This is a genomic window from Enterobacter sp. GER_MD16_1505_Eko_090 (assembly GCF_003331015.1).
GTDB classification, from domain to species: Bacteria; Pseudomonadota; Gammaproteobacteria; order Enterobacterales; family Enterobacteriaceae; genus Enterobacter; species Enterobacter roggenkampii.
Map to the genome: position 1 here is coordinate 203185 of NZ_PUQF01000002.1, position 25991 is coordinate 229175.

26 protein-coding genes and 1 other annotated feature (1 of these 27 running past the window's edge) are annotated in these 25991 nt (G+C 57.0%); of the genes, 9 read left to right on the top strand and 17 right to left on the bottom strand.

The features are described from left to right. Positions 1-117 (bottom strand) — a sequence feature (Thr leader region) (it extends 1 nt beyond the left edge of the window). From thrL to yjjY, 3 genes are all read right to left on the bottom strand, one after another. Continuing rightward, a complete protein-coding gene (gene thrL, locus C6A40_RS03320; protein ID WP_015572623.1) occupies positions 56-124 on the bottom strand; it encodes a thr operon leader peptide in 69 nt (22 codons plus the stop codon). (Overlaps the previous feature by 62 nt.) A gap of 211 nt (positions 125-335) precedes the next feature. Further along, positions 336-1022, bottom strand: coding sequence for a tRNA/rRNA methyltransferase (locus C6A40_RS03325; RefSeq protein WP_045335631.1), 687 nt, complete (start codon positions 1020-1022; stop codon positions 336-338). Positions 1023-1421: 399 nt separating this feature from the next. Continuing rightward, positions 1422-1562 carry a YjjY family protein gene (yjjY, locus tag C6A40_RS03330; protein WP_085928893.1) on the bottom strand — a complete coding sequence of 47 codons (141 nt, stop codon included), beginning with the start codon at positions 1560-1562 and terminating at the stop codon, positions 1422-1424. A gap of 95 nt (positions 1563-1657) precedes the next feature. Between yjjY and arcA the strand changes: the two genes are divergently transcribed. Next, complete coding sequence (gene arcA / locus C6A40_RS03335) at positions 1658-2374, top strand: two-component system response regulator ArcA (RefSeq protein WP_003856501.1); 717 nt, start codon at positions 1658-1660, stop codon at positions 2372-2374. A 46-nt stretch (positions 2375-2420) separates the two neighbouring features. Here arcA and creA read toward each other — a convergent pair whose 3' ends face one another. Beyond that, positions 2421-2894, bottom strand: coding sequence for a protein CreA (gene creA, locus C6A40_RS03340; RefSeq protein WP_023293322.1), 474 nt, complete (start codon positions 2892-2894; stop codon positions 2421-2423). A 211-nt stretch (positions 2895-3105) separates the two neighbouring features. Between creA and robA the strand changes: the two genes are divergently transcribed. Further along, positions 3106-3975, top strand: a complete 870-nt coding sequence (robA, locus tag C6A40_RS03345) for an MDR efflux pump AcrAB transcriptional activator RobA (RefSeq protein WP_114191235.1) — start codon at positions 3106-3108, stop codon at positions 3973-3975. On the opposite strand, the gene gpmB is transcribed toward robA, so the two are convergent. Then, positions 3972-4619 (bottom strand): 2,3-diphosphoglycerate-dependent phosphoglycerate mutase GpmB, encoded by a 648-nt coding sequence (gpmB, locus tag C6A40_RS03350; RefSeq protein ID WP_008502057.1) that lies wholly within the window; start codon positions 4617-4619, stop codon positions 3972-3974. The genes robA and gpmB overlap by 4 nt on opposite strands. 50 nt (positions 4620-4669) lie before the next feature. On the opposite strand from gpmB, the gene yjjX reads away from it, so the two are divergent. Beyond that, positions 4670-5185 carry an inosine/xanthosine triphosphatase gene (gene yjjX, locus C6A40_RS03355; protein ID WP_008502058.1) on the top strand — a complete coding sequence of 172 codons (516 nt, stop codon included), beginning with the start codon at positions 4670-4672 and terminating at the stop codon, positions 5183-5185. Here the strand turns inward: yjjX and trpR are convergent. Continuing rightward, positions 5182-5508 carry a trp operon repressor gene (gene trpR / locus C6A40_RS03360; RefSeq protein ID WP_008502059.1) on the bottom strand — a complete coding sequence of 109 codons (327 nt, stop codon included), beginning with the start codon at positions 5506-5508 and terminating at the stop codon, positions 5182-5184. The two genes, yjjX and trpR, sit on opposite strands and share 4 nt — an antisense overlap. 55 nt (positions 5509-5563) lie before the next feature. Then, entirely contained in the window at positions 5564-7501 is a 1938-nt protein-coding gene (gene sltY, locus C6A40_RS03365; RefSeq protein ID WP_058657703.1) for a murein transglycosylase, read from the bottom strand. 227 nt (positions 7502-7728) lie between these two features. On the opposite strand from sltY, the gene ettA reads away from it, so the two are divergent. Beyond that, on the top strand, positions 7729-9396 hold the full coding sequence (gene ettA / locus C6A40_RS03375) for an energy-dependent translational throttle protein EttA (RefSeq protein ID WP_021240576.1): 1668 nt from the start codon (positions 7729-7731) through the stop codon (positions 9394-9396). Between the two features lie 92 nt (positions 9397-9488). On the opposite strand, the gene C6A40_RS03380 is transcribed toward ettA, so the two are convergent. Then, positions 9489-10388: a LysR family transcriptional regulator gene (locus C6A40_RS03380; protein ID WP_045335628.1), complete on the bottom strand. Its 900-nt coding sequence runs from the start codon at positions 10386-10388 to the stop codon at positions 9489-9491. A 108-nt stretch (positions 10389-10496) separates the two neighbouring features. Here C6A40_RS03380 and C6A40_RS03385 point away from each other — a divergent pair, with 108 nt between their 5' ends. Beyond that, complete coding sequence (locus C6A40_RS03385; RefSeq protein ID WP_045335626.1) at positions 10497-11498, top strand: zinc-binding alcohol dehydrogenase family protein; 1002 nt, start codon at positions 10497-10499, stop codon at positions 11496-11498. 54 nt (positions 11499-11552) lie between these two features. On the opposite strand, the gene nadR is transcribed toward C6A40_RS03385, so the two are convergent. From nadR to serB, 3 genes are all read right to left on the bottom strand, one after another. Then, positions 11553-12785 carry a multifunctional transcriptional regulator/nicotinamide-nucleotide adenylyltransferase/ribosylnicotinamide kinase NadR gene (nadR, locus tag C6A40_RS03390; protein ID WP_045335624.1) on the bottom strand — a complete coding sequence of 411 codons (1233 nt, stop codon included), beginning with the start codon at positions 12783-12785 and terminating at the stop codon, positions 11553-11555. A 35-nt stretch (positions 12786-12820) separates the two neighbouring features. Then, on the bottom strand, positions 12821-14206 hold the full coding sequence (gene radA / locus C6A40_RS03395; protein ID WP_003856523.1) for a DNA repair protein RadA: 1386 nt from the start codon (positions 14204-14206) through the stop codon (positions 12821-12823). A gap of 74 nt (positions 14207-14280) precedes the next feature. Then, positions 14281-15249, bottom strand: a complete 969-nt coding sequence (serB, locus tag C6A40_RS03400; RefSeq protein WP_021240580.1) for a phosphoserine phosphatase — start codon at positions 15247-15249, stop codon at positions 14281-14283. Between the two features lie 117 nt (positions 15250-15366). Here serB and C6A40_RS03405 point away from each other — a divergent pair, with 117 nt between their 5' ends. Further along, a complete protein-coding gene (locus C6A40_RS03405) occupies positions 15367-16011 on the top strand; it encodes a YtjB family periplasmic protein (RefSeq protein ID WP_008502067.1) in 645 nt (214 codons plus the stop codon). Between the two features lie 39 nt (positions 16012-16050). Then, on the top strand, positions 16051-17067 hold the full coding sequence (gene lplA / locus C6A40_RS03410; RefSeq protein WP_023293326.1) for a lipoate--protein ligase LplA: 1017 nt from the start codon (positions 16051-16053) through the stop codon (positions 17065-17067). A 54-nt stretch (positions 17068-17121) separates the two neighbouring features. Here lplA and deoD read toward each other — a convergent pair whose 3' ends face one another. The 4 genes from deoD to deoC all read right to left on the bottom strand — a co-directional run bounded on the left by deoD (position 17122) and on the right by deoC (position 21425). Further along, positions 17122-17841 carry a purine-nucleoside phosphorylase gene (gene deoD / locus C6A40_RS03415; RefSeq protein ID WP_003856538.1) on the bottom strand — a complete coding sequence of 240 codons (720 nt, stop codon included), beginning with the start codon at positions 17839-17841 and terminating at the stop codon, positions 17122-17124. 103 nt (positions 17842-17944) lie between these two features. Beyond that, the gene (gene deoB, locus C6A40_RS03420) at positions 17945-19168 is read right to left on the bottom strand and encodes a phosphopentomutase (RefSeq protein ID WP_023326663.1); all 1224 of its coding nucleotides are present in this window, start codon (positions 19166-19168) and stop codon (positions 17945-17947) included. 53 nt (positions 19169-19221) lie between these two features. After that, positions 19222-20544, bottom strand: a complete 1323-nt coding sequence (deoA, locus tag C6A40_RS03425) for a thymidine phosphorylase (RefSeq protein ID WP_021240582.1) — start codon at positions 20542-20544, stop codon at positions 19222-19224. A gap of 101 nt (positions 20545-20645) precedes the next feature. Beyond that, positions 20646-21425 carry a deoxyribose-phosphate aldolase gene (gene deoC, locus C6A40_RS03430; protein ID WP_003856543.1) on the bottom strand — a complete coding sequence of 260 codons (780 nt, stop codon included), beginning with the start codon at positions 21423-21425 and terminating at the stop codon, positions 20646-20648. A 262-nt stretch (positions 21426-21687) separates the two neighbouring features. Between deoC and C6A40_RS03435 the strand changes: the two genes are divergently transcribed. Together C6A40_RS03435 and C6A40_RS03440 are read left to right on the top strand one after the other, a co-directional pair. Further along, positions 21688-23235, top strand: a complete 1548-nt coding sequence (locus C6A40_RS03435) for a YjjI family glycine radical enzyme (protein WP_045335623.1) — start codon at positions 21688-21690, stop codon at positions 23233-23235. Next, positions 23210-24070: a YjjW family glycine radical enzyme activase gene (locus tag C6A40_RS03440; RefSeq protein ID WP_023293330.1), complete on the top strand. Its 861-nt coding sequence runs from the start codon at positions 23210-23212 to the stop codon at positions 24068-24070. Before C6A40_RS03435 ends, C6A40_RS03440 begins: the two co-directional genes overlap by 26 nt. Here C6A40_RS03440 and C6A40_RS03445 read toward each other — a convergent pair. Together C6A40_RS03445 and C6A40_RS03450 are read right to left on the bottom strand one after the other, a co-directional pair. After that, a complete protein-coding gene (locus C6A40_RS03445; RefSeq protein WP_072205866.1) occupies positions 24065-24847 on the bottom strand; it encodes a TatD family hydrolase in 783 nt (260 codons plus the stop codon). The genes C6A40_RS03440 and C6A40_RS03445 overlap by 6 nt on opposite strands. Next, positions 24844-25896 (bottom strand): patatin-like phospholipase family protein, encoded by a 1053-nt coding sequence (locus C6A40_RS03450; protein WP_008502074.1) that lies wholly within the window; start codon positions 25894-25896, stop codon positions 24844-24846. The genes C6A40_RS03445 and C6A40_RS03450 overlap by 4 nt, the downstream gene beginning before the upstream one ends. Between the last annotated feature and the right edge of the window lie 95 nt (positions 25897-25991).

A 25991-nucleotide genomic window follows, 5' to 3' on the forward strand; every position in this document is an offset into this window, starting at 1 on the left:
AAAAAAAAGCCCGCACTGTTCAGGTGCGGGCTTTTTTCTGTTTTTCCTGTACGCGTCAGCCCGCATCGTTACCTGTGGTAATGATGATGGTTGTGGTAATGGTGGTGATGCTGATGCGTTTCATGGATGTTGTGTACTCTGTCATTATTATCTGTCTGTGCTGTATTCTTTTAGGGTTAAAGGATCGGGCCCCTTAAGTCAATGGATTTTTAATTTGATCACATTTCGGAAGACTCTCACGTCCCGCTGCGTACCGCTTTATTTTCATCCAATTCCCCCAAACGCAACCCGTTCAGACAGACTTATTCGCCATAATAAAAACTTATGGCAGTATTTTACTCGGTCAATTTTTTTTCAATATCGTGCAGCAAACGGTGCAACATGGCGGTGTCCCGTTGCTCAAGACGACCAAGACGCTGCTGCAGCCAGTCGGCCATTTTCTGATCGTCCGCGACGCCAAGGCTCGATAACAGCCCCTGCACGCGAGTTCGCAGCGCGGCCAGCTGATTTTCATTTGCCGCTTCTGGCTGAGGTTGAGGGATTTGCATTAGGGAGGCTAATTGATAGCAATAGACCATGACCGCCTGGCCCAAATTCAGGGAAGGATAATCGGCCACCATCGGCGCACCGGTAAGAACGTCCGCCAATTCCAGCTCTTCGTTGGTTAATCCGGAATCTTCACGTCCAAATACCAGCGCGGCTTTCTCCAGCCACTGGCTTTTCTCTTCGAGCATGGGTACCAGTTCAGCAGGCGTGGCGTAATAGTGGAACTTCGCCCGGCTGCGCGCGGTGGTTGCAACGGTAAACGAAATGTCATGCAGCGCGTCGGCAAGCGTAGCGTAAGTGGTTATATTATCGAGAATATCTCCCGAACCGTGCGCCACCCACCGGGCGGCTGGCTCCAGATGGGCCGTGCTGTCCACAATACGTAAATCGGTAAAACCCATGGTCTTCATCGCACGCGCCGCTGCGCCTATATTTTCTGCTCTGGCTGGTGCAACCAGTACAATCGACAGATGCATTTATGCTCTCTTTTTAATCAGTTAGCCGGTAAAAATGTGATGCACTTCAACATATTACGCAGCGCGAATTTACAAAATTGCAACACAAATCACCGAAATAGCGTTTCATAACAAATTAAAAACGCTAAACTATTCTGTGTCTGAACAATCAGTTAGAATGTTAACAGAACACTATTATCCCTATGTTTTATAATGATAATAGTAACATGAATACTCTATTCTGATTGGATTCGCTTCGTTTATAAATCAATGTCTGCAACTAGTTGGTTTATTGAAAAATTGTGACAAAGGCTAGCATTCGGCTACGATGATTTCATCAAACTGTTAACGTGCTACAATTGAACTTGATATATGTCAACGAAGCGTAGTTTTATTGGGTGTCTGGTGTCACTTAGCCTGTTATGTTGCTGTTAAAATGGTTAGGATGACAGCCGTTTTTGACACTGTCGGGTCCAAAGGGAAAGTACCCAAGACCAAGCTAATGATGTTGTTGACGTTGATGGAAAGTGCATCAAGAACGCAATTACGTACTTTAGTCACGTTAAGCCGATCATGTTAATTTGCGACATGCATCAGGCAGGTCAGGGACTTTTGTACTTCCTGTTTCGATTTAGTTGGCAATTTAGGTAGCAAACATGCAGACCCCGCACATTCTTATCGTTGAAGACGAGTTGGTAACACGCAACACGTTAAAGAGCATTTTCGAAGCAGAAGGCTACGATGTCTTTGAAGCGACCGATGGCGCAGAGATGCATCAGATCCTTTCTGAAAATGATATCAACCTGGTGATCATGGATATTAACCTGCCGGGCAAAAACGGTCTTCTTCTGGCGCGCGAACTGCGCGAGCAGGCGAACGTCGCGTTAATGTTCCTGACGGGCCGTGACAACGAAGTTGATAAAATTCTTGGCCTGGAAATCGGTGCGGATGATTACATCACCAAGCCGTTCAACCCTCGCGAGTTAACCATTCGTGCACGCAACCTGCTGTCCCGCACCATGAACCTGGGCACGGTCAGCGAAGAGCGTCGTAGCGTCGATAGCTACAAATTCAACGGCTGGGAACTTGATATCAATAGCCGTTCGCTGATTAGCCCGAACGGCGAGCAGTATAAACTGCCGCGCAGTGAATTCCGCGCGATGCTGCACTTCTGCGAAAACCCGGGCAAGATCCAGTCCCGTGCAGAGCTGCTGAAGAAAATGACCGGCCGTGAGCTGAAGCCGCACGACCGTACCGTAGACGTCACCATCCGTCGTATTCGTAAGCACTTCGAATCTACGCCAGATACGCCGGAAATCATCGCCACGATACACGGCGAAGGGTACCGTTTCTGCGGTGACCTGCAGGAGTAATCCCGCAGTTAACGCATTAAAAAACGGCGCATTTGCGCCGTTTTTTTTATTCCCGCCACGGCATAATCGGCACCGCGCTGATCGCGTTTTTCGGTGAACCTTCTACCACTTTATCGGAATAGGCCAGGTAAGCCAGCGTATTGCGTTTGGCATCATAGAAACGCACAACCTGCAGCTTTTTGAACACCAGCGAGGTTCGTTTTTGGAATACCACGTCGCCCTGCGCTTTGCCGTTTTTAATTTTATCGCTCAATTCAACCGGGCCCACCTGCTGACAGGAGATCGCCGCATCGGAGGTGTCTTCAGCCAGCCCCAGACCGCCCTTGATACCGCCCGTTTTCGCACGGCTGACATAGCAGGTGACGTTTTTCACGTCCGGATCGTCAAACGCCTCCACCACGATTTTGTGGTCCGGGCCAAACATTTTGAACACGGTGTCGACAGAACCTATCTGTTCCGCCTGTGCCACGCGCCCGGCCATCAACATCAGCGCGGTGAAGAGCAAAGTCTTGTATTTCATATTGTTACCATTCTTTAAAATTACACTGAGCGATTATTCAACACTTTAGACAAAAATGTAGCAAGATCACAGGATTAGAATATATTTGCCCATAATGCCCTACAAAAAGCATGAATGCGCAAAAAAAACACTGAATGCTAAAACATCAAAAAATGCTATTATCCGCTAACCTGTTATCAGGCACCTGCTGTTTTAAGGATGAGGATAGTATATGGATCAGGCTGGAATTATTCGCGACCTGCTCACCTGGCTGGAAGGTCATCTCGACCAGCCTTTGTCACTGGATAATGTGGCGGCTAAAGCAGGCTATTCCAAGTGGCATCTGCAAAGGATGTTCAAGGATGTCACCGGTCATGCTATCGGGGCCTATATTCGCGCACGTCGTTTATCGAAATCTGCTGTGGCTCTGCGCCTGACCGCGCGCCCGATTCTGGATATTGCCCTGCAATATCGTTTCGATTCGCAGCAGACCTTCACCCGCGCCTTTAAAAAACAGTTCTCGTTGACGCCAGCGCTGTATCGTCGCTCGCCTGACTGGAGCTCGTTTGGCATGCGTCCGCCGCTGCGTCTGGGCGAGTTCGCGATGCCGAAGAATGAAATTATTACCCTGCCGGAAACCCATCTGATCGGCACGACGCAGAGCTACTCCTGTTCGCTGGAGCAGATTTCCGAGTTCCGTCATCAGATGCGCGTCCAGTTCTGGCGCGACTTCCTGAGCCACGCACCGGCGATCCCGCCTATTCTGTATGGTCTCAACGAAACGCACCCAAGCCAGGAAAAGGACGACGAGCAGGAGGTGTTCTACACCACCGCGCTGACGCCAGAGATGGCCAATGGCTACATTCAGGGTTCAAAACCTGTCGTGCTGGAAGGCGGTGAATACGTGATGTTCGCCTATGAAGGGCTGGGAACGGGTGTTCAGGAGTTCATCCTGACCGTTTACGGAACCTGCATGCCGATGCTGAATCTGAATCGCCGTAAAGGTCAGGACATTGAGCGCTACTACCCGGCGCAGGATGCCAAACCGGAAGAAGGCCCAATCAATCTGCGTATGGAATTCTTGATTCCGATACGTCGTTAACGCTGTAGTTCGTCAAGCGCAGGGGCATCGAGATGCGAAATGTCCCCTGCCATCTCCACCACCCAACCTGACGCCAGCCACGCGCTTTCCTGATAATCAATTCGGGAAATAGAGCAGTTGCGCAGACGCAAACGGCGCTCAGCGTAAGCCGGTAGTCCCAGAATGGTGCTCACCAGGCATCCCAACGCAATCCCATGACTCACCAGCAGCGGACGGCTTCCTGCCGGGAGCTTCAGGCATTCCGCCAGGGCGGCATGCATACGTACGCTGAGCTCCTGCATGGATTCGCCCTCAGGAATACGGCCATCTTCGGTACCGTTCACCAGCGTGCGACGCCAGCCCTCTTCCGTTTCCGTCAGCGTATCGATATGGCGTTTTTCCAGCACGCCCATATCCAGCTCGCGCAGGCGCGGCTCAAGCATGACGTCACAGCCGCAGGCGTCCGCGATGATGCGCGCCGTCTGCTGTGTGCGACCTAAATCGCTGGTAATCACGTGGGTAATGCCCAGCGTTCTGGCGCGTTCCGCCACCTGCCACGCTTGCTGCACCCCCTTCTCAGTGAGAGGACTGTCTGACTGGCCTTGAATACGTCGCTCGGCGTTCCACTGCGTTTCACCGTGGCGAACAAGGTATACCTGTAACATGCTTTTTTTCCGTTATACTGCGATGAGTTTTTTTTGAATCGAGCTTAATTATGCACCATGTTGTCTCTGCTACCACTAATCCTGCCAAAATTCAGGCAATTCTAAGGGCATTTGACGAGATCTTCGGCGCAGGATCCTGCCATATTGAGGCCATCGGCGTCGAGAGTGGCGTTCCTGAACAGCCGTTTGGCAGCGAGGAAACGCGCGCTGGCGCACGAAATCGCGTGGCAAATGCCAGAGCTGCGGCCCCGGATGCGGACTTTTGGGTGGCGATTGAAGCCGGTATCGACGAAGGCGCAACCTTTAGCTGGGTGGTGATCGAAAGCCGCGAGCAGCGCGGCGAGGCGCGTTCGGCCACCCTGCCCCTGCCGGAGATCATTCTGGAAAAAGTGCGTGCGGGTGAAGCGCTCGGGCCGGTGATGTCGCAGTACACCGGCATTGATGAGATTGGCCGTAAAGAAGGAGCGATTGGCGTCTTTACCGCCGGTGCGCTGACGCGTTCAGGCGTTTATCACCAGGCGGTGATCCTGGCGTTAAGCCCGTTCCATAACGCGATCTATCGTTAGGCGTTTTTCAACAACACCGCTTCCAGCCACTGGCGCAGCTCAACGGGCGCCGACTTTAGGCTGTTCGATCCGCGGGTAATCGTCGCGATGCCCGCGCCGAGCTCATTTTTCAGCTCGCGCTGGCTCATCTCGCCGCGCAGCAGCTCTTCAATGATCCGCACGCGCGTGCCCAGCGCCTCACGCTCGTCTGGCGTGAGCATTAGCTGCATCAGGGGTAAATGCAAATCCTGCTCGTAAGACTGGCGAAGCAGCTCCACAAAACGAAGCCACTCCAGATGACGTTGTTCGGCCATTGCCGAGGAATACGGGGAATGCTGGGTCATGTTATGCTGCCTCTTGTACTCTTTAGCGAGTACAGCATAACACAACCCACGCCGATCAGTAACGTCTCTGCCACTCGGCATCGCTCATCAGGGTGTCTTTCTGCCCCATGAAGTAGCGATAGTAGGCGTCATAAGCCAGCACGTTCTTCACGTAGCCGCGCGTTTCCGAGAACGGGATGCTCTCGACAAACGCCACGGCGTCGATGCGTCCGGCGCTGTTGCCGAGCCAGGTGCGCACGCGACCCGGCCCCGCGTTATACGCCGCCGACGCGAAGATGCGGTTATTGCCGAACTGCTGATACACATACTGCAGGTAGCTGGTACCGATGTTGATGTTGGTATCCGGATCGAGAAGCTGTGACGGGCTACTGTATCCAGGGATGTTAAACATCTTCACCGTGTGCGTCGCCGTTCCCGGCATGATCTGCATCAGGCCGCTGGCGCCCACCGGGGAACGGACTTTCGGGTTCCAGGCGCTTTCCTGACGGGCAATCGCCATCGCGTAACTTTGCGGGATATCTTTGCCGCTGGTGTAGCGATCGAACAGATCCTTGTAAGCCAGCGGGAAACGCTCTTCGAGATGATCCCACAGCTTACCGGCGATCGTCGCCTGCACGCTCAGATCCCACCAGTGGTTATCAAACGCATAGCGGGCAAGCTGAGCTTTTTCATCGGTGGTGCGGCTGGTCACCAGATTCGCCCACTCGCTGCGCGCGGTGTTGTCCATATTCCAGTACATCAGCTCGCGAACTCGCGCCATTTCTGGCCCCTGGGTCAGCGCCGGATTCGCGTTAGCGGGCGCTTTATCAATGCGGAAGGTGTACTCCTCGCCCAGGCGCTGCGCGGCCGCCATCGGGTAGAACCCGCGCTGCTGCATCAGCGTATGAAGAATTTCTTTGGCCTCATCATCACGACCGCGCTCCAGCAGCAGATCGGCCTGCCAGTAACGCCATTCATCTTTCTCCTTGGCCTCCATAGGCAACCGGGCGAGCCAGGTATTGAGCCCACGACGGTCGCCCGTACCCAGCGCCATTCGCACGCGGCGTTCCACCAGCGACGTGGAGTTCGAACGCATAATCGCATCGTCTCGCCAGCGCGCCTGCTCGTCGGTCACATCGGTGCCCATCAGTCGCCACGCCACGATATCGCGCAGCTCCTGCGTTTGCTCCTCATTAAGCTGCTGCGCCTGCACCAGCTGCGGGATCATCAGCCGCGCGTTTTCTACATCGTCACGCGCCACGCTGGCAAAAGCCACCGCCGCCATCTGGCGGGTAAAATCGGTCGCGCCCGTACTGCGGGCAAAGGTCAGGACGCTGTTGGGATCGTTTGCCAGCGAGATAACTGCCGTGGAGATCGTCTGGTAATCGGACGGCATCTGCCCCGCCAGCGCAGTCACCAGACGCGTATTACCGGCTTTCATCGCCAGACGGATGCGCTCGAGGTAGGACAGCGGATCCTGCTTGCCGGAAGCACGCCACGCGCCAAACAGGGAATCACAGGCGTTCGGCTGGTTTTTCCCGGTCAGCCAGAGCTCTTTCGCCCCGGCCCAGGCCTCTTCCTGCTGGCCGGTCGCCCATTTTGCGTAGTAGTAGTTACACTGCGCTTCGGTGGTATTCGGCTTTTCAGGGCTAAACGCCAGCAGCCCGCGCCAGTCTTCGCGACGCGCCAGTTCGTTCACAAAACGAGACTGAAGATTCCGGGCTGGCGGCAGGGTCGGGTTCGCCTGAATGAAGTTATTCACGGTAACGGTGGGCTGGTTCATGAGATCGTCCGTAATTTGACGATACTCCAGATACGGATACAGCGGATAATCCTTGAGCGTCGGCATCAGCGCCTGCACGGTATCCATCTGCTTGTTGTCCCATGCCTGCTTAATCTGGGCATACCGGTTACGTTGTTCATCCAGTGAATCGGCATGCACCGCCTGGCTTACCGCCATTACGCATACGCTGGCAGCCAGCAGACGCCAGACCACCCGTTTGGCTTTTTCCACAAGCTCTTCCTCATTGTTTTTTCGTCAATTGCAGCGTCTTGCCACGTCAAAGTCTCATTAACTTATGCTAACCAGGCATCCTGCAACGCGCCACGTCATGGACACTTTTTTACCTTTCTTGCGCGTTTTAACACTCCCGACGTTCCTGGCTGGGATTAGGGCAGGAAAAAGGCTACACTTCGAGGCTGAAATTCCTTCTCATTACGATAAAAGAGGCGAAGTCCAACGTGGCTCAATTCGTTTATACCATGCATCGTGTCGGCAAAGTTGTCCCGCCGAAACGTCATATTCTTAAAAATATCTCGCTGAGCTTCTTCCCGGGCGCAAAAATCGGTGTTCTGGGTCTCAACGGTGCCGGTAAGTCCACCCTGCTGCGCATCATGGCCGGCATTGATACAGACATCGAAGGTGAAGCCCGTCCGCAGCCTGGCATCAAAATTGGCTACCTGCCGCAGGAACCTCAGCTGAACCCGGAACACACCGTTCGCGAATCCGTTGAAGAAGCGGTGTCCGAAGTGGTTAACGCCCTGAAAGGTCTGGATGAAGTGTATGCCAAATATGCCGAACCGGATGCGGACTTCGACAAGCTGGCCGCACAGCAGGGCAAGTATGAAGAGATCATCCAGGCGCACGACGGTCACAACCTGAACGTGCAGCTGGAGCGCGCGGCGGATGCCCTGCGTCTGCCGGACTGGGATGCAAAAATCGCGAACCTCTCCGGGGGTGAACGCCGCCGCGTGGCGCTGTGCCGCCTGCTGCTGGAAAAACCAGACATGCTGCTGCTCGACGAACCGACTAACCACCTGGATGCGGAATCCGTGGCGTGGCTGGAGCGCTTCCTGCACGACTTCGAAGGCACCGTTGTGGCGATCACCCACGACCGTTACTTCCTCGACAACGTCGCCGGCTGGATCCTGGAGCTGGACCGCGGTGAAGGTATTCCGTGGGAAGGCAACTACTCCTCCTGGCTGGAGCAGAAAGATCAGCGTCTGGCTCAGGAAGCGTCTCAGGAAGCGGCGCGCCGTAAGTCTATCGAGAAAGAGCTGGAGTGGGTGCGTCAGGGCACGAAAGGCCGTCAGTCTAAGGGCAAAGCCCGTCTGGCACGCTTCGAAGAGCTGAACAACACCGAATACCAGAAACGTAACGAAACCAACGAACTGTTTATTCCACCTGGAGCACGTCTGGGGGATAAAGTGGTTGAAGTGACCAACCTGCGTAAGTCCTACGGCGACCGCGTGCTGATCGACGATCTGACCTTCTCCGTACCGAAAGGCGCTATCGTGGGCATCATCGGTCCGAACGGCGCGGGTAAATCAACCCTGTTCCGCATGATGTCCGGTCAGGAACAGCCAGACAGCGGCTCTATCACCCTGGGTGAGACCGTGAAGCTGGCCTCCGTTGACCAGTTCCGCGACGCGATGGATAACAGCAAAACCGTGTGGGAAGAAGTCTCCGGCGGTCTGGATATCATGCGTATCGGCAACACCGAGATGCCAAGCCGCGCCTACGTTGGCCGCTTTAACTTCAAAGGCACCGACCAGGGCAAACGCGTGGGCGAGCTGTCCGGCGGTGAGCGCGGACGTCTGCACCTGGCGAAGCTGCTGCAGGTGGGCGGTAACGTTCTGCTGCTCGATGAACCGACCAACGACCTGGATATCGAAACCCTGCGCGCGCTGGAAAACGCCCTGCTGGAGTTCCCGGGCTGTGCAATGGTTATCTCGCACGACCGCTGGTTCCTCGACCGTATCGCGACCCACATCCTGGACTACCAGGACGAAGGTAAAGTGGAGTTCTTCGAAGGTAACTTCACCGAATACGAAGAGTACAAGAAACGCACGCTGGGCGCCGACGCGCTGGAGCCGAAGCGTATTAAGTACAAGCGTATTTCTAAGTAAGTGCCCAAAAGCCGGGTGGCGCTCACGCTTACCCGGCCTACGGTTCTGCGCTGTTTGTAGGCCGGGTAAGGCGAAGCCGCCACCCGGCTTTTTTATTTACCCACGTAATACCGCTTCACCTCGTCAAACTGCATTGCAAAGTCGATATAGCTCATCAGCGCGGGTGAGTTGAGCTTACGGCTCGGATAGGCCAGCCACAGGTCGTTTCCTTCAACGTTCCACTCCGGCAGTACCTGCACCAGCGCCCCTTTCTCGACCTTATCTTCCAGCAAAAAAGCCGGAAGGAGCGTAATCCCCGCACCGGCAATCGCACATTCGCGGGCGTATACCAGGTTATCGGTCATGTGCGCGTTATCCGGCAGGTAGCGGTAATCCTCGCTCTCGCTTCGCAGAAGCCACTCCGACCAGGCTCTGTGCGTAATGCTGCGGTGCTCCACCAGCTGACGGGGATGCGTTAGCGGCCCACGGCGCACCAGATAGTCCGGCGAGGCCAGCATATAGCGCGGGCAGTGCCCGATCATGCGGCCAATCAGGGAGGAGTCCTGCGGCTTGCCGGTACGCAGCGCCACGTCAAAGCCGGCCTCAACCAGATCGACCACGTCATCAGAGATCGACACGTCCAGCGAAACCTCAGGATAGCGAAGCTGGAACTCGGCATTCATATGCGCCAGCAGCGTCGCACCAATCCCTGCCGGGCAGGTGATGCGAAGCCGCCCGCTTGGGTTTTCGCGCAGGCGCTGAATGGCGTACTCCGCCCGCTCGCTGGCCGCCAGCATTTCGCGGCAGTGCACCAGATAGTGCTCACCCGCAAACGTCAGGTTCAGCCTGCGCGTGGTGCGGTTAAGCAGGCGAATGCCCACCTGCTGCTCCAGCTGGCTAATCCGCTGGCTCACGCTGGATTTTGGCAGCTCCGCCTTCTGGGCTGCCGCGGTAAAGCTGCCCATCTCGGCCACCAGCGCGAATAGCGCCATATCCTGCAGCTGTTTAAACATGATTGTTCATCCTGTACGAACGCTGAGTTCTTAATTGTCCATCTTATCACGCAGATGGCCACTTAATAGACTAGCCTCAACAAAACGCATGCCATTGAGGAGCACACCATGTCAGTTAAAGCCATCGCCGTTAACCCTGAAAATCCCTCTACTTTCATTGAAATCACTCCACCGATGCCGCAGCCCGGCGAGCACGATCTGCTGGTGGAGGTGAAAGCCGTCTCCGTTAACCCGGTCGATACCAAAGTCCACGCGGGCATTGCTAAGAACGGGCTGAACGAGCCGCGTATTCTCGGATGGGATGCCAGCGGGATCGTCAAAGACGTTGGGGCTGGCGTGAACGGATTCAAACCGGGAGATGAAGTGTGGTACGCAGGCGACATCACCCGTCCGGGCAGCAACACCACACATCAGCTGATCGATGCGCGCATTGTCGGGCACAAACCGTCAAGCCTCGGCTGGGCGGCTGCCGCCGCGCTGCCGTTGACCGCGCTCACCGCGTGGGAAGGCCTGTTTGAACGGCTGAATATTCAGGATGCCGGTACGGACAAAACCCTGCTGATCATCGGCGGTGCGGGCGGGGTGGGATCGCTGGCGATCCCGTTTGCGAAGCACAACAGCAAGGTAAAGGTGATCGCAACCGCGTCCCGTGAAGATTCCGCCCGGTGGTGCCGCGATCGCGGTGCAGATGTGGTGGTGAACTACCGCGATCTGAAAGGCGAACTGGCGAAGCACGGGCTGACCTTTGTGGATTACATTTTCATCCTCAACGACACCGACGGGCACTGGGATGCGGTCAGCGACCTGATTGCACCGCAGGGGCATATCTGTTCTATCGTGGAGAATGAACACCCGCTGAACCAGGACAAGCTGAAGTCCAAATCCGCCGCCCTGCACTGGGAATTTATGTACACCCGCAGCATGTACCAGACCGCTGATATGGCGCGTCAGGGTGAGATCCTCAATGAGGTGGCGAAGCTGGTGGATAACGGCGTGGTGGAAAGCTCACTGAGTGAAACGCTGCACGGGCTGAGCGTGGAAAGCATTACCGAGGCGCACCGCAAGGTGCTGGACGGGCATATGCGTGGGAAAGTGGTGGTGGAGCTCTGAGTGGCTTGATGCCCTCACCCTGGCCCTCTCCCACAGGGAGAGGGCGGTTAACGCTTACCCCTGCTCCCCCATCATCTCCTTCACCAGCTCTACGCAGCGCAGGAAACGGGAGTCGTAGTCTGACTCTTCAACGTGCACAAACTCAACGTTGTTTTCGTTGAGCATCTCCACCAGCATGGACTGGAATTCCCGCCTGTCCACCGAGCTGCCGAGGCTGCGCATGCCGTCGGCCACCCACGGGGTGTTGTTTTCCAGCAGGATCACCAGGTCAAAGCGGTATTCGTCAATCAGCGCCTGCACGAACGGGTGCTCGCGCCCTTCGTACTTTTTGCAGAACGCCTGGGTGGTGACAAAATCGGTATCGATGAACGCCACCTTGTTGGCGTATTTCACCGCGAAATCAATGTACTGGGCATGCCCGAGCGCGATTTTGTCGTAGTCGGAATACTGCAGCGCCATCTCGTCGCCGCCCAGGTGCGAGAAGACATAGTCGCGGCCATACTCCCACGCGCTGGTGGTGTTGAAGATGTTCGCCAGCTTGTTGACCAGCGTTGATTTACCGCTCGACTCGCCGCCCAGGATCGCGACGGTGCGCACAAAGAACGGCTTCACCTCGGTCGGAATGTAATCCCAGTAGCGGAACGGGTTTTCGCGGATCTGCGCCCCGCTGATGTTCATGAAGGTGCGTTGCGGATCGATCAGCACCGTCTCGATGCCCAGATGCTCGCGGAACTGCGGCGCGTCGGACTCTTCAGAGGTGTAGATCCAGTTAGGCGCAATGCCCTTCTCTTCCATAAACGCTTTGATGCCGTTGCTCCACACGTCCCAGCCGTGCGGGTACGGCTCCATACCCTCTTCGTTAAAGGCATGAATGCGAATGTTTTTCTGGTACTTGAAGGTCTGAAGCAGCCAGCGCAGACGGTCCGGCACGGTCGGCTGCTGCGACATGGCGCTGTCTTCAAACAGCTGACGATCGCGGGTTTCGTCGTACCCCATGATGATGTGCAGCTCGTCCACCTGGCTACAGGCGCGCTGGATCAGATAGATATGCCCGGTATGCAGCGGGTAAAACTTGCCAAACACCACGCCGATGTTCTTTTGCATACGCGGGAATTCCAGTCCCAGAAAGCGGTGCAGCGCTTCCAGCTTCTGCGCGCTGGGGCTTTTGATTTTGGCGTTCAGCAGTTGGCTCAGGTAGCCTTTGGTCATGCCGCTGGCGTCTGCCACCTGCTGCAACGTGCAGCCTTTCTGGCGGATAGCGGTCTTGATGTAGTCAAATGATGACATAAATTACGGTGCCTCCTGCAAAATCGAATACGTAATTATAAGTCGTCAAAGACATTTAACGCATCTGCGAGTTTCTTCACGCCAAAGACCTGCATCCCTTCCGGGATTTTTTTCGGCACGTTGGCAGCGGGAACGATAGCCCGACGGAAACCGTGTTTTGCCGCCTCGGAGATACGCTCCTGGCCGCTCGGCACCGGACGGATTTCCCCGGCAAGGCCCACTTCGCCGAAGACGACCAGATCCTGCGGCAGCGGTCTGTCGCGCAGGCTGGAGACCATCGCCAGCAGCAGCGCCAGGTCTGCGCTGGTCTCGGTGACTTTGACGCCGCCGACCACGTTCACGAAGACGTCCTGATCCGCCATCTGCAGCCCGCCGTGACGGTGCAGCACCGCCAGCAGGATTGCCAGGCGGTTCTGTTCCAGACCGACCGCCACGCGCCGCGGGTTGCCCATCATCGAGTGATCCACCAGTGCCTGAATTTCGACGAGCAGCGGGCGCGTCCCTTCCCACAGCACCATCACCGAACTGCCGGAGGTGATCTCATCTCCCCGGCTCAGGAAGATGGCCGACGGGTTGCTGACCTCGCGCAGCCCCTGTTCGGTCATGGCAAACACGCCCAGTTCGTTAACCGCCCCAAAGCGGTTTTTATGGCTGCGCAGGGTACGGAAGCGAGAGTCCGCGTCGCCGTCGAGCATTACCGAGCAGTCGATACAGTGTTCGAGCACCTTCGGTCCCGCCAGCGAGCCGTCTTTGGTCACGTGGCCGACCATCACAATCGCCACGCCGCGCGTTTTGGCAAAGCGCGTCAGGTAGGCCGCCGTTTCACGCACCTGCGCGACGCTGCCCGGCGAGGACTGAATGTCCGCCATGTGCATTACCTGGATGGAGTCGATCACCATCAGCTTCGGCTGCTCTTCTTCGGCGATCATGCAGATCTGCTCGATGCTGGTTTCCGACAGCATATTCAGGTTGCCGGTCGGCAGGCCGAGACGGTGCGCGCGCATTGCCACCTGCTGGAGTGATTCTTCGCCCGTGACGTACAGGGTTTTCATCTGTTCGGCGAGCTTGCAAAGCGTTTGCAGCAGCAGAGTCGATTTACCCGCGCCCGGGTTACCGCCGATCAGGATCGCGCTGCCCGGCACCACGCCGCCGCCGAGCACGCGGTCAAATTCCTTGAAGCCGGTGGAGAAGCGCGGCAGCGCCTCCAGGCTGATGTCTGAAAGTTTTTGTACCTTCGACACGCCCGCATTGCCCGCATAGCCACTCAGGCGTTCATTGCGCGCCACGCTCGGCGAAGCCGCCACACCACGCACTTCGGTGATGGTGTTCCAGGCATGGCAGGCGCTGCATTGCCCCTGCCAGCGCGGATAATCCGCACCACATTCATTACAGACAAATGCGCGTTTTGGAGCTTTCGCCACGGTTTACCTCGTTATTTCTCTGCGGCCTGCATGCCGGGTGGCGCTTACGCTTACCCGGCCTACAAAGCAGACCGTTATTTCTGATTAAGGCTGCCGGAGAGAATGCAGAACACCCCCATCAGGTCAGCGTGACGGATAGTCACTTCCGTCTTTTCATTCACTTTTGGCTTGGCATGGTAGGCAATGCCCAGGCCGGCCGCTTTGATCATCGGCAGGTCGTTCGCGCCGTCACCGATGGCGACGGTCTGGACAACCGGAATTTCATATTTTTCCGCGAGGCGCGTCAGCGTATTGGCTTTGTACTGGGCATCCACAATATCGCCGATCACCTGGCCGGTCAGCTTGCCGTCCATGATCTCCAGCTCGTTGGCCACCACCGTGGTCAGATGCAGTTTTTCCCGCAGATAATCCGCGAAGAAGGTGAAGCCACCGGAGGCGATCGCCACCTTCCAGCCGAGGGACTGCAGCTTCAGCACCAGCTGCGTCAGCCCTGGCATCAGGGGCAGTTCATCGCGCACCTGACGCAGAATGTTGGCATCGGCCCCTTTCAGGGTCGCCACGCGCTGTCGCAGGCTGGCGGTGAAATCCAGCTCGCCGCGCATCGCACGCTCGGTGACTTCAGCCACCAGCTCGCCGCTGCCCGCCAGCTTCGCAATTTCGTCGATACACTCGATCTGAATGGCGGTAGAGTCCATGTCCATGACCAGCAGGCCAGGCGTTTTCAGGTGCGGAATTTTACCCAGCGGTGCGACATCCAGCCCGGCGTCATGCGCCAGGCGCGTGGCGCGCTGGGTCAGAGAGCCCGCCAGGCGAATGACCTGGTAGTCTTCCACGCACCAGGCGGCGACGATGACCATCGCGGCCCCCAGTTTGGTTTGATACTGGGTCAGGCGTTGCTTATCCAGACCGCGTCCGTACAGCAGCCAGCCGCTACGACCGGCGTGGTAATCCAGAGGCATCACCTCATCGCCACTTAAAGAGAGCGGCAATCCTGGCCATAAAGAGACATCCGTTGGCAGGTCACACCAGGTAATGTTCGGCATTAAAGCTCCTGTAATTTCGTTCGCGCCGGAAGGTTGCAGAGGGAAAATAACGCATGAGGCTACCCTGTAACCATCACTTCTGGCAACATTAAGCCGTAAATTTTCAGCAGGTGGAATATGGCTCGCGCAAAACTGAAATTCCGGCTCCATCGCGCCGTGATTGTCCTTTCCTGTCTCGCACTCTTAGTGGTGCTGATGCAAGGGGCATCGTGGTTTAGCCAGAACCATCAACGGCAACGCAACCCGCAGTTTGAAGAGCTGGCCCGCACGCTGGCACGCCAGGTCACGCTCAACGTCGCGCCGTCCATGCGTAACGAAACGCCTGACGAGAAGCGGATAGGCCAGGTTTTACGCCTGCTCACGGAGAACAGTCGCATTCTTGATGCCGGTGTCTATGATGAGCAAGGCAACCTGATTGCCCGCGCGGGTGAGCACGTCGACGTGCGAGACAGGCTGGCGCTGGACGGCAAAAAAGCCGGCGGCTACTTCAACCAACAGCTTGTTGAACCTATTCAGGGGAAGAATGGCCCGCTGGGTTATCTGCGCCTCACCCTTGATACCCACACCCTGCCCACTGAAGCCAAACAGGTCGATAATACCACCAACATTCTGCGCCTGATGCTGCTGCTTTCACTCGCCATCGGCGTTGTGCTGGCACGCACCCTGCTTCGGGGCAAGCGCACGCGCTGGCAGCAATCCCCGTTCCTGCTGACCGCCAGCCGGTCAGTCCCCGAAGACGAAGAGAGCGAGAAGAAAGAATAGTGATAAAGTAGGCGGATGATTCGGAAAAGGAACTCTGCCATGTCGACGTTACGCCTGCTTATCTCTGACTCTTACGATCCCTGGTTTAACCTGGCAGTGGAGGAGTGCATCTTCCGCCAGATGCCTGCCACCCAGCGCGTACTGTTTCTCTGGCGCAATGCCGATACGGTAGTTATTGGTCGTGCGCAAAACCCGTGGAAAGAGTGCAACACCCGCCGTATGGAAGAGGACAACGTCCGTCTGGCGCGCCGCAGCAGCGGCGGCGGCGCGGTATTCCACGATCTGGGCAATACCTGCTTTACCTTTATGGCGGGCAAACCGGAATACGACAAAACCATCTCAACGTCCATCGTCCTCAACGCGCTCAATTCGCTCGGCGTGACGGCTGAAGCCTCCGGACGTAACGATCTGGTGGTCAAAACGCCCGACGGAGATCGCAAAGTGTCCGGCTCCGCCTATCGCGAAACGATGGATCGCGGGTTCCACCACGGCACTCTGCTTCTTAACGCCGATCTGAGCCGCCTGGCGAACTACCTGAATCCCGACAAGAAAAAACTCCAGGCCAAAGGGATTACCTCCGTGCGCGGCCGCGTGGCAAATCTGGTCGAACTGCTGCCGGGCGTTACACACGAGCAAATCTGTGAGGCCGTGCGCGAGGCGTTCTTTGCGCATTACGGCGAGCGCGTGGAAGCAGAAGTGATTTCACCGGACAAAACCCCGGACCTGCCAAACTTCGCGGAAACCTTCGCCCGCCAGAGCAGCTGGGAGTGGAACTTCGGTCAGGCACCTGCATTTTCCCATCTGCTGGATGAGCGTTTTACCTGGGGCGGCGTGGAGCTGCATTTTGACGTCGAGAAAGGTCATATCACCCGCACGCAGGTGTTTACGGACAGTCTGAATCCGGGGCCACTGGAAGCCCTTGCGGCACGCTTGCAGGGCTGTTTGTACCGGGCGGATATGCTGCAGCAGGAATGTGACGCGTTAATTGGGGATTTCCCGGAGCAGGAAAATGAGCTGCGGGAGCTGTCAGCGTGGATTGCGCAGGCCGTGCGCTAGCTGGTGTCCTCACCCCAGCCCTCTCCCACAGGGAGAGGGAGGGAAGAGACAGAATTACTCTTTATCGCCCAGCAGAACGGATTCCAGCGCGATTTTGATCATGTCGTTGAAGGTGGTCTGACGCTCGGCAGCGGTAGTCTGCTCGTGGGTACGGATATGGTCAGATACGGTGCAGATGGTCAGCGCTTTCGCACCGAATTCAGCCGCTACGCCGTAGATACCGGCCGCTTCCATTTCCACGCCCAGGATGCCGTATTTTTCCATCACGTCGAACATGTCGCCTTCTGGCGAGTAGAACAGATCGGCAGAGAACAGGTTGCCCACGCGCGCGTCAACGCCCAGCGCTTTTGCCGCGTCAACCGCGTTACGCACCATGTCAAAGTCAGCGATGGCCGCAAAGTCATGATCCTTAAAGCGGATGCGGTTGACTTTAGAGTCGGTACACGCGCCCATGCCGATCACCACGTCACGCAGCTTAACGTCCATACGCACCGCACCGCAGGAGCCCACGCGGATGATTTTCTTCACACCGAAATCGGTGATCAGCTCTTTGGTGTAGATGGAGCAGGATGGGATACCCATGCCGTGGCCCATAACGGAGATTTTGCGGCCTTTATAAGTACCCGTGAAGCCCAGCATGCCGCGAACGTTGTTCACTTCACGCACGTCTTCCAGGAAGGTTTCTGCAATGTGCTTCGCGCGCAGCGGGTCGCCCGGCATCAATACGACGTCAGCGAAATCACCCATTTCTGCATTAATGTGAGGAGTTGCCATCTTCAGTTCCTTTTAACTTGTTGTTTTTGCCGGGTGGCGGCTACGCCTTACCCGGCCTACAAAACCGTAGGCCCGGTAAGCGAAGCGCCACCGGGCAATGACATCAGAACATGGCCTTGCCATATTCCATGTCAGACGTACCAAAGTATTTCGCCAGGGTCTGGCCAATGTCCGCGAAGGTTTCACGGTGACCCAGCGAACCCGGCTTCACTTTCGGGCCGTACACCAGCACCGGAATGTGCTCACGGGTGTGGTCGGTACCGGTCCAGGTTGGATCGCAGCCGTGGTCCGCGGTCAGGATCAGAATGTCATCTTCACCCACCAGCTCCATCAGCTCCGGCAAGCGGCGGTCGAACAGCTCAAGACCCGCAGCATAACCCGCTACGTCGCGACGGTGACCCCAGGAGGAGTCGAAGTCGACGAAGTTGGTGAAGACAATGGTCTTGTCGCCCGCTTCTTTCATCTCTTTGATGGTGGCATCGAACAGCGCATCGAGTCCGGTCGCTTTGACCTTTTTGGTGATGCCGCAGTTAGCGTAGATATCCGCGATTTTACCCACGGACACCACGTGGCCGTCTTTCTCATCGACCAGCTTCTGCAGCACGGTTGGCGCCGGCGGCTCAACGGCCAGATCGTGACGGTTACCGGTACGCTGGAAGTTACCCGCTTTGTCGCCGATAAACGGACGCGCGATCACGCGGCCAATGTTGTAGCCGCCTTCGGTCAGCTCTTCACGGGCGATTTCGCACAGCTCGTAGAGTTTATCCAGGCCAAAGGTCTCTTCGTGGCAGGCAATCTGGAACACGGAGTCAGCAGAGGTGTAGAAAATCGGCTTGCCGGTTTTCATGTGCTCTTCGCCGAGCTGGTCCAGAATCACGGTACCGGAGGAGTGGCAGTTGCCGAGGTAGCCCGGCAGGTTGGCACGCTTCACCAGCTTATCGAGCAGCTCCTGCGGGAAGCTGTTCTCGTGATCGGAGAAGTAACCCCAGTCGAACAGCACCGGCACACCGGCGATTTCCCAGTGACCGGACGGGGTGTCTTTACCGGAGGAGAGCTCGTGCGCCCAGGCGTAGGCGCCCACGACTTCCGCGTTAGCATCCATACCGGCTGCGATTTTACCGGTAGAACCTTCATGCGCTTTCACCAGCCCAAGGCGGGTCAGGTTGGGTAGAGTCAGAGGGCCTTTACGACCGTTATCCGCTTCGCCTTTCGCACAGGCTTCCGCGATGTGACCCATGGTATCGGAACCCACGTCACCAAAACGTTCCGCATCTTCGGTTGCGCCGATGCCGAATGAGTCCAGCACCATAATAAATGCACGTTTCATAATTGTTCTCCGTACGTAGTGCTTCAAAAATTATCGATCAGATCAGTATACCGCTATTCGGTGATACGGCGATAGACAGTCGGTGTGGTTTCCGGCGCTTTATTGTCAAGCGTAATAGCCGCCTTCACCGCTTTCGCCGCTTCCTGCCAGCTGGCTTCATCTTTGGCGTGGATCACCGCCAGCGGACGTTGCCCGTCAACGCTGTCGCCCAGACGGGCCATATCGGTGAAGCCGACGCTGTAATCAATGGTATCTGACGCCTGACGACGGCCGCCGCCCATAGACACGACCGCCATACCCAGCGCGCGGGTATCCATTGCCGAGACAAACCCTTCGCTGTCGGCATACACCGCTTTGCTGAGCGTCGCGGTCGGCAGGTACTTCGCATAGTTTTCGACGAAGTCGGTTGGGCCTTTCTGCGCCGCAACCATGCGGCCAAAGATCTCCGCCGCTTTGCCGTTGTCCAGTACCGCCTGTAGCTTCGCGCGGGCGTCGGCGTCGTCTTTGGCAAGCTTGCCGGAGATTAACATCTCCACGCACAGCGCCATGGTGACGTCGAACAGACGCGGGTTGCGGTATTCGCCCGTCAGGAACTGGACGGCTTCACGCACTTCGACGGCGTTACCGGCGCTGGAAGCCAGCACCTGGTTCATGTCGGTGAGCAGTGCGGTAGTGCGCACGCCCGCGCCGTTGGAAACGCCAACGATCGCTTCGGCCAGCGCCTCAGAGAGTTCATAGGTTGGCATAAACGCGCCGCTGCCTACCTTCACGTCCATCACCAGCGCGTCCAGCCCTTCTGCCAGCTTCTTCGCCAGGATAGAGGCGGTGATCAGCGGGATGGAGTCAACGGTCGCGGTGATGTCGCGGGTCGCGTAGAAACGCTTGTCTGCCGGAGCAAGAGAGCTGGTCTGGCCGATAATCGCCACACCAACGTCTTTAATAATGTCGCGGAAGCGGTTGTCATCCGGGAAGATATCGAAGCCCGGAATGGCTTCCAGTTTGTCGAGCGTACCGCCGGTGTGGCCCAGGCCGCGCCCGGAGATCATCGGGATATAACCGCCACAGGCTGCCACCATGGGGCCAAGCATCAGGGAGGTCACGTCGCCCACGCCGCCGGTGGAGTGTTTATCCACAATCGGGCCGTTAAGGTTGAGGCTTTTCCAGTCCAGAACGGTTCCTGAATCTCGCATCGCCATGGTCAGCGACACGCGCTCAGGCATCGACATATCGTGGAAGAAAATGGTCATCGCCAGAGCCGCAATCTGCCCTTCAGAGACGGTGTTATCACGAATGCCGTTGATGAAGAAGCGGATCTCTTCGTCGCTTAATGCATGACCATCACGTTTTTTACGAATAATTTCTTGTGCGAGAAACACGGTAACCCCCATGAGGAATCGGGTGAATGGTGGCGGGTACGGTTTACCCGACCACGATCCGGGTAGGCCGGGTAAGCGTAGCGCCACCCGGCAATTCAAACTTAGTAGCTGCTTGCGCTCTTACCGTCGCCGTGACCCAGCGCTTTCAGCAGGCTGGCCAGCAGGCTGGAGGCGCCGAAGCGGTAGTGACGAGAATCGGCCCAGTCGGCGCCAAACAGCTCGTCGGCAATCGCCAGGAACTGCTGCGCGTCTTCCGCGGTACGCACGCCGCCCGCAGGTTTGAAGCCCACGGTTTTGGACACGCCCATGTCGCGGATCACTTCCATCATGATGCGCGCGCTTTCCGGGGTCGCATTTACCGGTACTTTACCGGTAGAGGTTTTAATGAAATCCGCACCGGCTTTGATGGAGATTTCAGAGGCTTTACGAATCAGCGCCTCTTCTTTCAGCTCGCCGGTTTCGATGATCACTTTCAGCAGCACGTTTGCCGCCGCACACGCGTCTTTACAGGCCTTAACCAGGTCAAAACCGACCTGCTCGTTGCCGGCGATCAGCGCGCGGTACGGGAACACCACGTCCACTTCGTCTGCGCCGTAGGCAATCGCCGCGCGGGTTTCTGCCAGCGCAATCTCGATATCATCGTTGCCATGCGGGAAGTTAGTGACGGTTGCAATGCGCACGTCCGGGGTGCCCTGCTCTTTCAGCGTCTTACGGGCAATCGGGATAAAGCGCGGGTAGATACAGACGGCTGCGGTGTTGCCCACCGGCGTTTTCGCCTGATGGCACAGAGCGATGACTTTCTCATTGGTGTCGTCATCGTTCAGGGTAGTCAGGTCCATCAGTTTCAACGCGCGCAGGCTGCTTGCAGTTAAATCGGTCATAACATTCTCCAACGGCAGTGCCGTATAAATTTTACCTTGCGGGTCTGTGAGTATTCTAACATCCACCCGCATCCACACTTCGACATTCATCACAGTTAATGAAAACTGCATGCAAATTTGCATTACTGTAATGAGATCTTCTTCAAACTTTAGCGTGCACATTGCCGACTAAAGCAGCGATACCCCCTGTCGGATCAAAAGTGCCGACAGGCAGGCTTTCTACAATCCGTTCATCATCCGCAGAACACTCAAGGAAGCGAACATGTCCCACTCCAGCCCCGACGCCCTGCAACAACGTTGCCAGCAGATTGTGACAAGCCCGGTGTTAACGCCTGAGCAAAAACGTCATTTCCTGGCGCTGGAAGCGGAAAACGATCTGCCCTATCCCGCCCTGCCGCAGGCAGCACGCGCCGCGCTGGACGAGGGTTTTATCTGCGACATGTTCGAAGGCCATGCGCCTTACAAACCCCGTTACGTTCTGCCGGATTACGCAAAATTTCTGGCTAATGGTTCAGAATGGCTGGAGCTGGAAGGGGCAAAAGATCTCGACGACGCCCTCTCACTGTTAACCATCCTCTACCACCATGTTCCGTCCGTCACATCGATGCCGGTCTATCTCGGTCAGCTTGATGCGTTGCTGCAACCTTATGTTAGAATTCTAACACAAGAAGAAATCAATAGCCGAATAAAACGTTTCTGGCGCTATCTCGACCGTACGCTGCCCGATGCCTTTATGCATGCCAATATCGGGCCGGAAGATACCCCCGTCACGCGCGCCATTCTGCGTGCCGATGCAGAGCTGAAGCAGGTCGCGCCGAACCTGACCTTTATTTATGATCCAGCGATCACCCCGGATGATTTGCTGCTTGAGGTGGCGAAAAACATATGTGAATGCAGCAAACCGCATATTTCTAATGGCCCGGTGAATGATAAAATTTTCACAAAAGGCCATTACGGCGTAGTGAGCTGTTACAACTCCCTGCCTCTGGCAGGCGGTGGCAGCACCCTGGTGCGCCTCAACCTCAAGGCCATCGCCGAACACAGTACGTCAATGGAAGACTACTTCAGCCGCGCCCTCCCGCATTACTGCCAGCAGCAAATGGCCATCATCGATGCCCGCTGCGATTTCCTGTATCAACAATCCGGCTTCTTTGAGAATAGCTTCCTGGTGAAAGAGGGGCTGATTGATGCCGATCGGTTTGTGCCGATGTTTGGCATGTACGGCCTGGCAGAAGCGGTAAACGTGCTCTGTGAGAAAGCCGGGATGACTGGGCGTTACGGCAAAGACGAGCAGGCCAACGCGCTGGGCTATCGCATCAGCGAACAGCTTGCGGCGTTTGTCGAAAACACGCCGGTGAAACACGGCTGGAAGCAGCGCGCGATGCTGCATGCGCAGTCGGGGATCAGCTCTGACTCGGGCACCACGCCGGGCGCGCGCCTGCCCTACGGCGACGAGCCGGATCCCATCAGCCACCTGCTGGCGGTGGCGCCGCACCACAAGCACTACGCTTCCGGGATCAGCGATATTTTGACGCTGGATGAGACGGTAAAACGTAACCCGCAGGCGGTGGTCCAGCTCTGTCTCGGCGCGTTCAGGGCGGGGATGCGCGAGTTTACCGCCAACGTCGCGGGTAACGATCTGGTGCGCGTTACCGGTTATATGGTGCGGTTGTCGGATCTGGAGAAGTACCGGGAAGCCGGATCGCGCACCAATACCACCTGGCTGGGTGAAGAAGCCGCGCGCAATACCCGTATTCTGGAACGTCAGCCGCGCGTGATAAGCCATGAACAGCAGATGCGCTTTAGTTAGTCAGGTCATCCCTTTTTCCTGCGTGGACGGGCCGGGCAGCCGCCTGGCCCTGTTCCTGCAGGGCTGCAACCTGCGCTGTAAAACCTGCCACAACCCGTGGACGATCGGCCGCTGCAACGACTGCGGGGACTGCGTGCCCCACTGCCCGCACGACGCACTGACCATACAGGCGGGACGCGTCTGGTGGCAGGAGAGTGACTGCCAGCAGTGCGACACCTGCCTGCACCTGTGCCAGCAGCAGGCAACGCCTATGGCGCACCGCCTGAGCGTGGAGGAGATCCTTTCACAGATCCGCAAATCCGCACCGTTTATCGAGGGGATCACCGTGAGCGGCGGTGAGGCCACAACGCAATTACCGTTTTTAGTGACGCTATTCTCAGCGATCAAAGCCGATGCCGCCCTGAATCATCTGACCTGCCTGGTCGACAGCAACGGTTTGTTAAGCGAAACCGGCTGGCAAAGGCTGCTGCCGGTACTGGATGGCGCGATGCTGGACCTGAAAGCATGGGGGAACGAACACCACCGCTTCCTGACCGGGCGCGAAAACCCGCAAATCAAGCAGAGTATCCGCTGGCTGGCAGATCGTAATCGTTTAACGGAGCTCCGCCTGCTGGTGATTCCGGAACAGTGTGATTATCTGGAACATCTGAAGCCGCTGACGGCGTTTATCCACGGGCTGGGAAACGTGCCGGTGCGCCTCAACGCGTTTCATGCGCATGGCGTGTACGGCGAGGCGGCGTCATGGCGCAGCGCCACGCCGGAAGACGTTGAACCGCTGGCGCGGGCGCTGGAAAAACAGAAGATAACGGTGATCCGTCCGGCGCTTTATCTATAGCGTGATGCCAAATACCGAACGCGTATTTTCCAGCAGCGCACCGGCTATGGCCTCTTCAGTCTCTTTTCGCAGTTCGCACAGGGTGGCAAACACGCGCGCCGCCTGTTCCGGACGATTCGGCTGGCCCTGAAAACCGTTCAGCGGCATGTCCGGCGCGTCGGTTTCCAGCAGAAGCGCCGACAGCGGCAGCTGTGCCATCACGTCCCGGGTTTTGCTGGCGCGCGGATAGGTGATGGTGCCCCCAACGCCGATTTTGTAGCCCAGCTCGATAAAACGCTGCGCCTGCTGCAGGCTGCCTGAGAAACCGTGCACGACGCCCTTACGCGGCAAATCGATACGCTTCAGGTGCATTGCCAGCTTATCGTGTGTGCGTCTTGAATGAAGGATCACCGGCAGATCGTGACGCTTCGCCAGCCTGAGCTGCGCGTCGAGGATCGTCTGCTGGCGCTCAAAATGCGGATGCTCGCGATAAAGATCGAGGCCGATCTCACCGATGGCGACAAGCTTGTCGCCTGCGGTCTGCACTATCTCATCAAGTCGCTCAATGTCCTCATCCCGATGCCGCTCAATCACGATCGGATGCAGGCCGAGCGCCGCATAGAGCGCAGGGTGACGCGTGGAAAGATCCAGCACGCGGGAAAAGTAAGCCGCTTCCACTGAAGGCACAATAATGGCCTGAACGCCTGCCTCGGCCGCTTTCGCAATGCTTTGCTCTTCATCTCCCGTAAACGGCGGGAAATCAAAGTGGCAATGGGTGTCGACAAAGCGGTGCATCACGCCAGATCCTCGTTATCCAGTAAAGCGTCATTCGCCTGCGGAATGTCAACCAGGGGCACCGTCAGGGCGTCGTTGGCGACAATCGCAGGCGGCGTAATAATGCGTTTATGGCGATGAAGCGGCGGCTGCTCCGCCAGCATTTTCCCCACCGTCGCCAGGAAGTAGCGCCCACACAGCCGCCCCGTTTTGTAATCCATGCGCAGCGCAGGAACGCGGCTGCCCAGCGCCATGCTCAGCAGCGGCTTAGGCGGATAAATTTCAAAAATACGCAGCTTGCCCGGCGGTTTCTCAATGAAGCGCTGCATCGCGCCGTAGGTGGTTTCATGCTGCTTCGCGATGTTCACCAGCGGCTGCAGGCTGCTGTCGCCCAGCCAGCGCTCCATCCGCTTAAACCACTGCGGGGTGTAATACATTTGCGACGGTACGGTACGGATCACCACAATGGTTTTCGCCCCGCGACGGGCGGCTTCCTGCACCGGCACCGCGTCACTGATCCCCCCGTCCAGATAGCTAATACCGTCCAGCAGGGCACCGGTACGATAAAAGCCGGGGATCGCGCTGGAGGCGCGGATGATATCCAGCCAGTTCTCTTTCTGAGGCGAAAAATAGCCCGGGGAATAGTCATCGCCCCGGCTGGCACACATCCAGAATTCTTTACCGCTATCAAACAGACGGGCGGCAGTATCCATGGCCAGCGGCATCTGGCTGGAGGTTGACTCCAGCAGCCAGTCGAGATCGATCAGGTTGCCGCCGCGCACAAACCGCACCGGGTTAAAAAATTCTTTCGCCGTGGTGTAGCGCATGATGACCTTTCGCGCGTAGCCGGGCTGGTTACAGACATAGGCAGAGAGGTTCTGCGCCCCGGCAGAGGTGCCGAAGTAAAGGTCAAAGGGGTTGAACTGCGCGCGCATAAATTCGTCCAGCACGCCAGCGGTGAAAATGCCGCGCTGTCCGCCACCCTCGCAGACCAGCGCGAGTTGACCCGCGCGAAACGGTTTTAACGTCAGCGGCGCAATATTGCCGAGCGTAACGGGAATTCGTTGCCCCACCTCTGCTTTCCTGTTTTGATTATTTTATAACACCACAGTAACGCACCCGACCTGTTACGCAAATAAGAAAAAGCCAGTCACAGTGACTGGCTTTA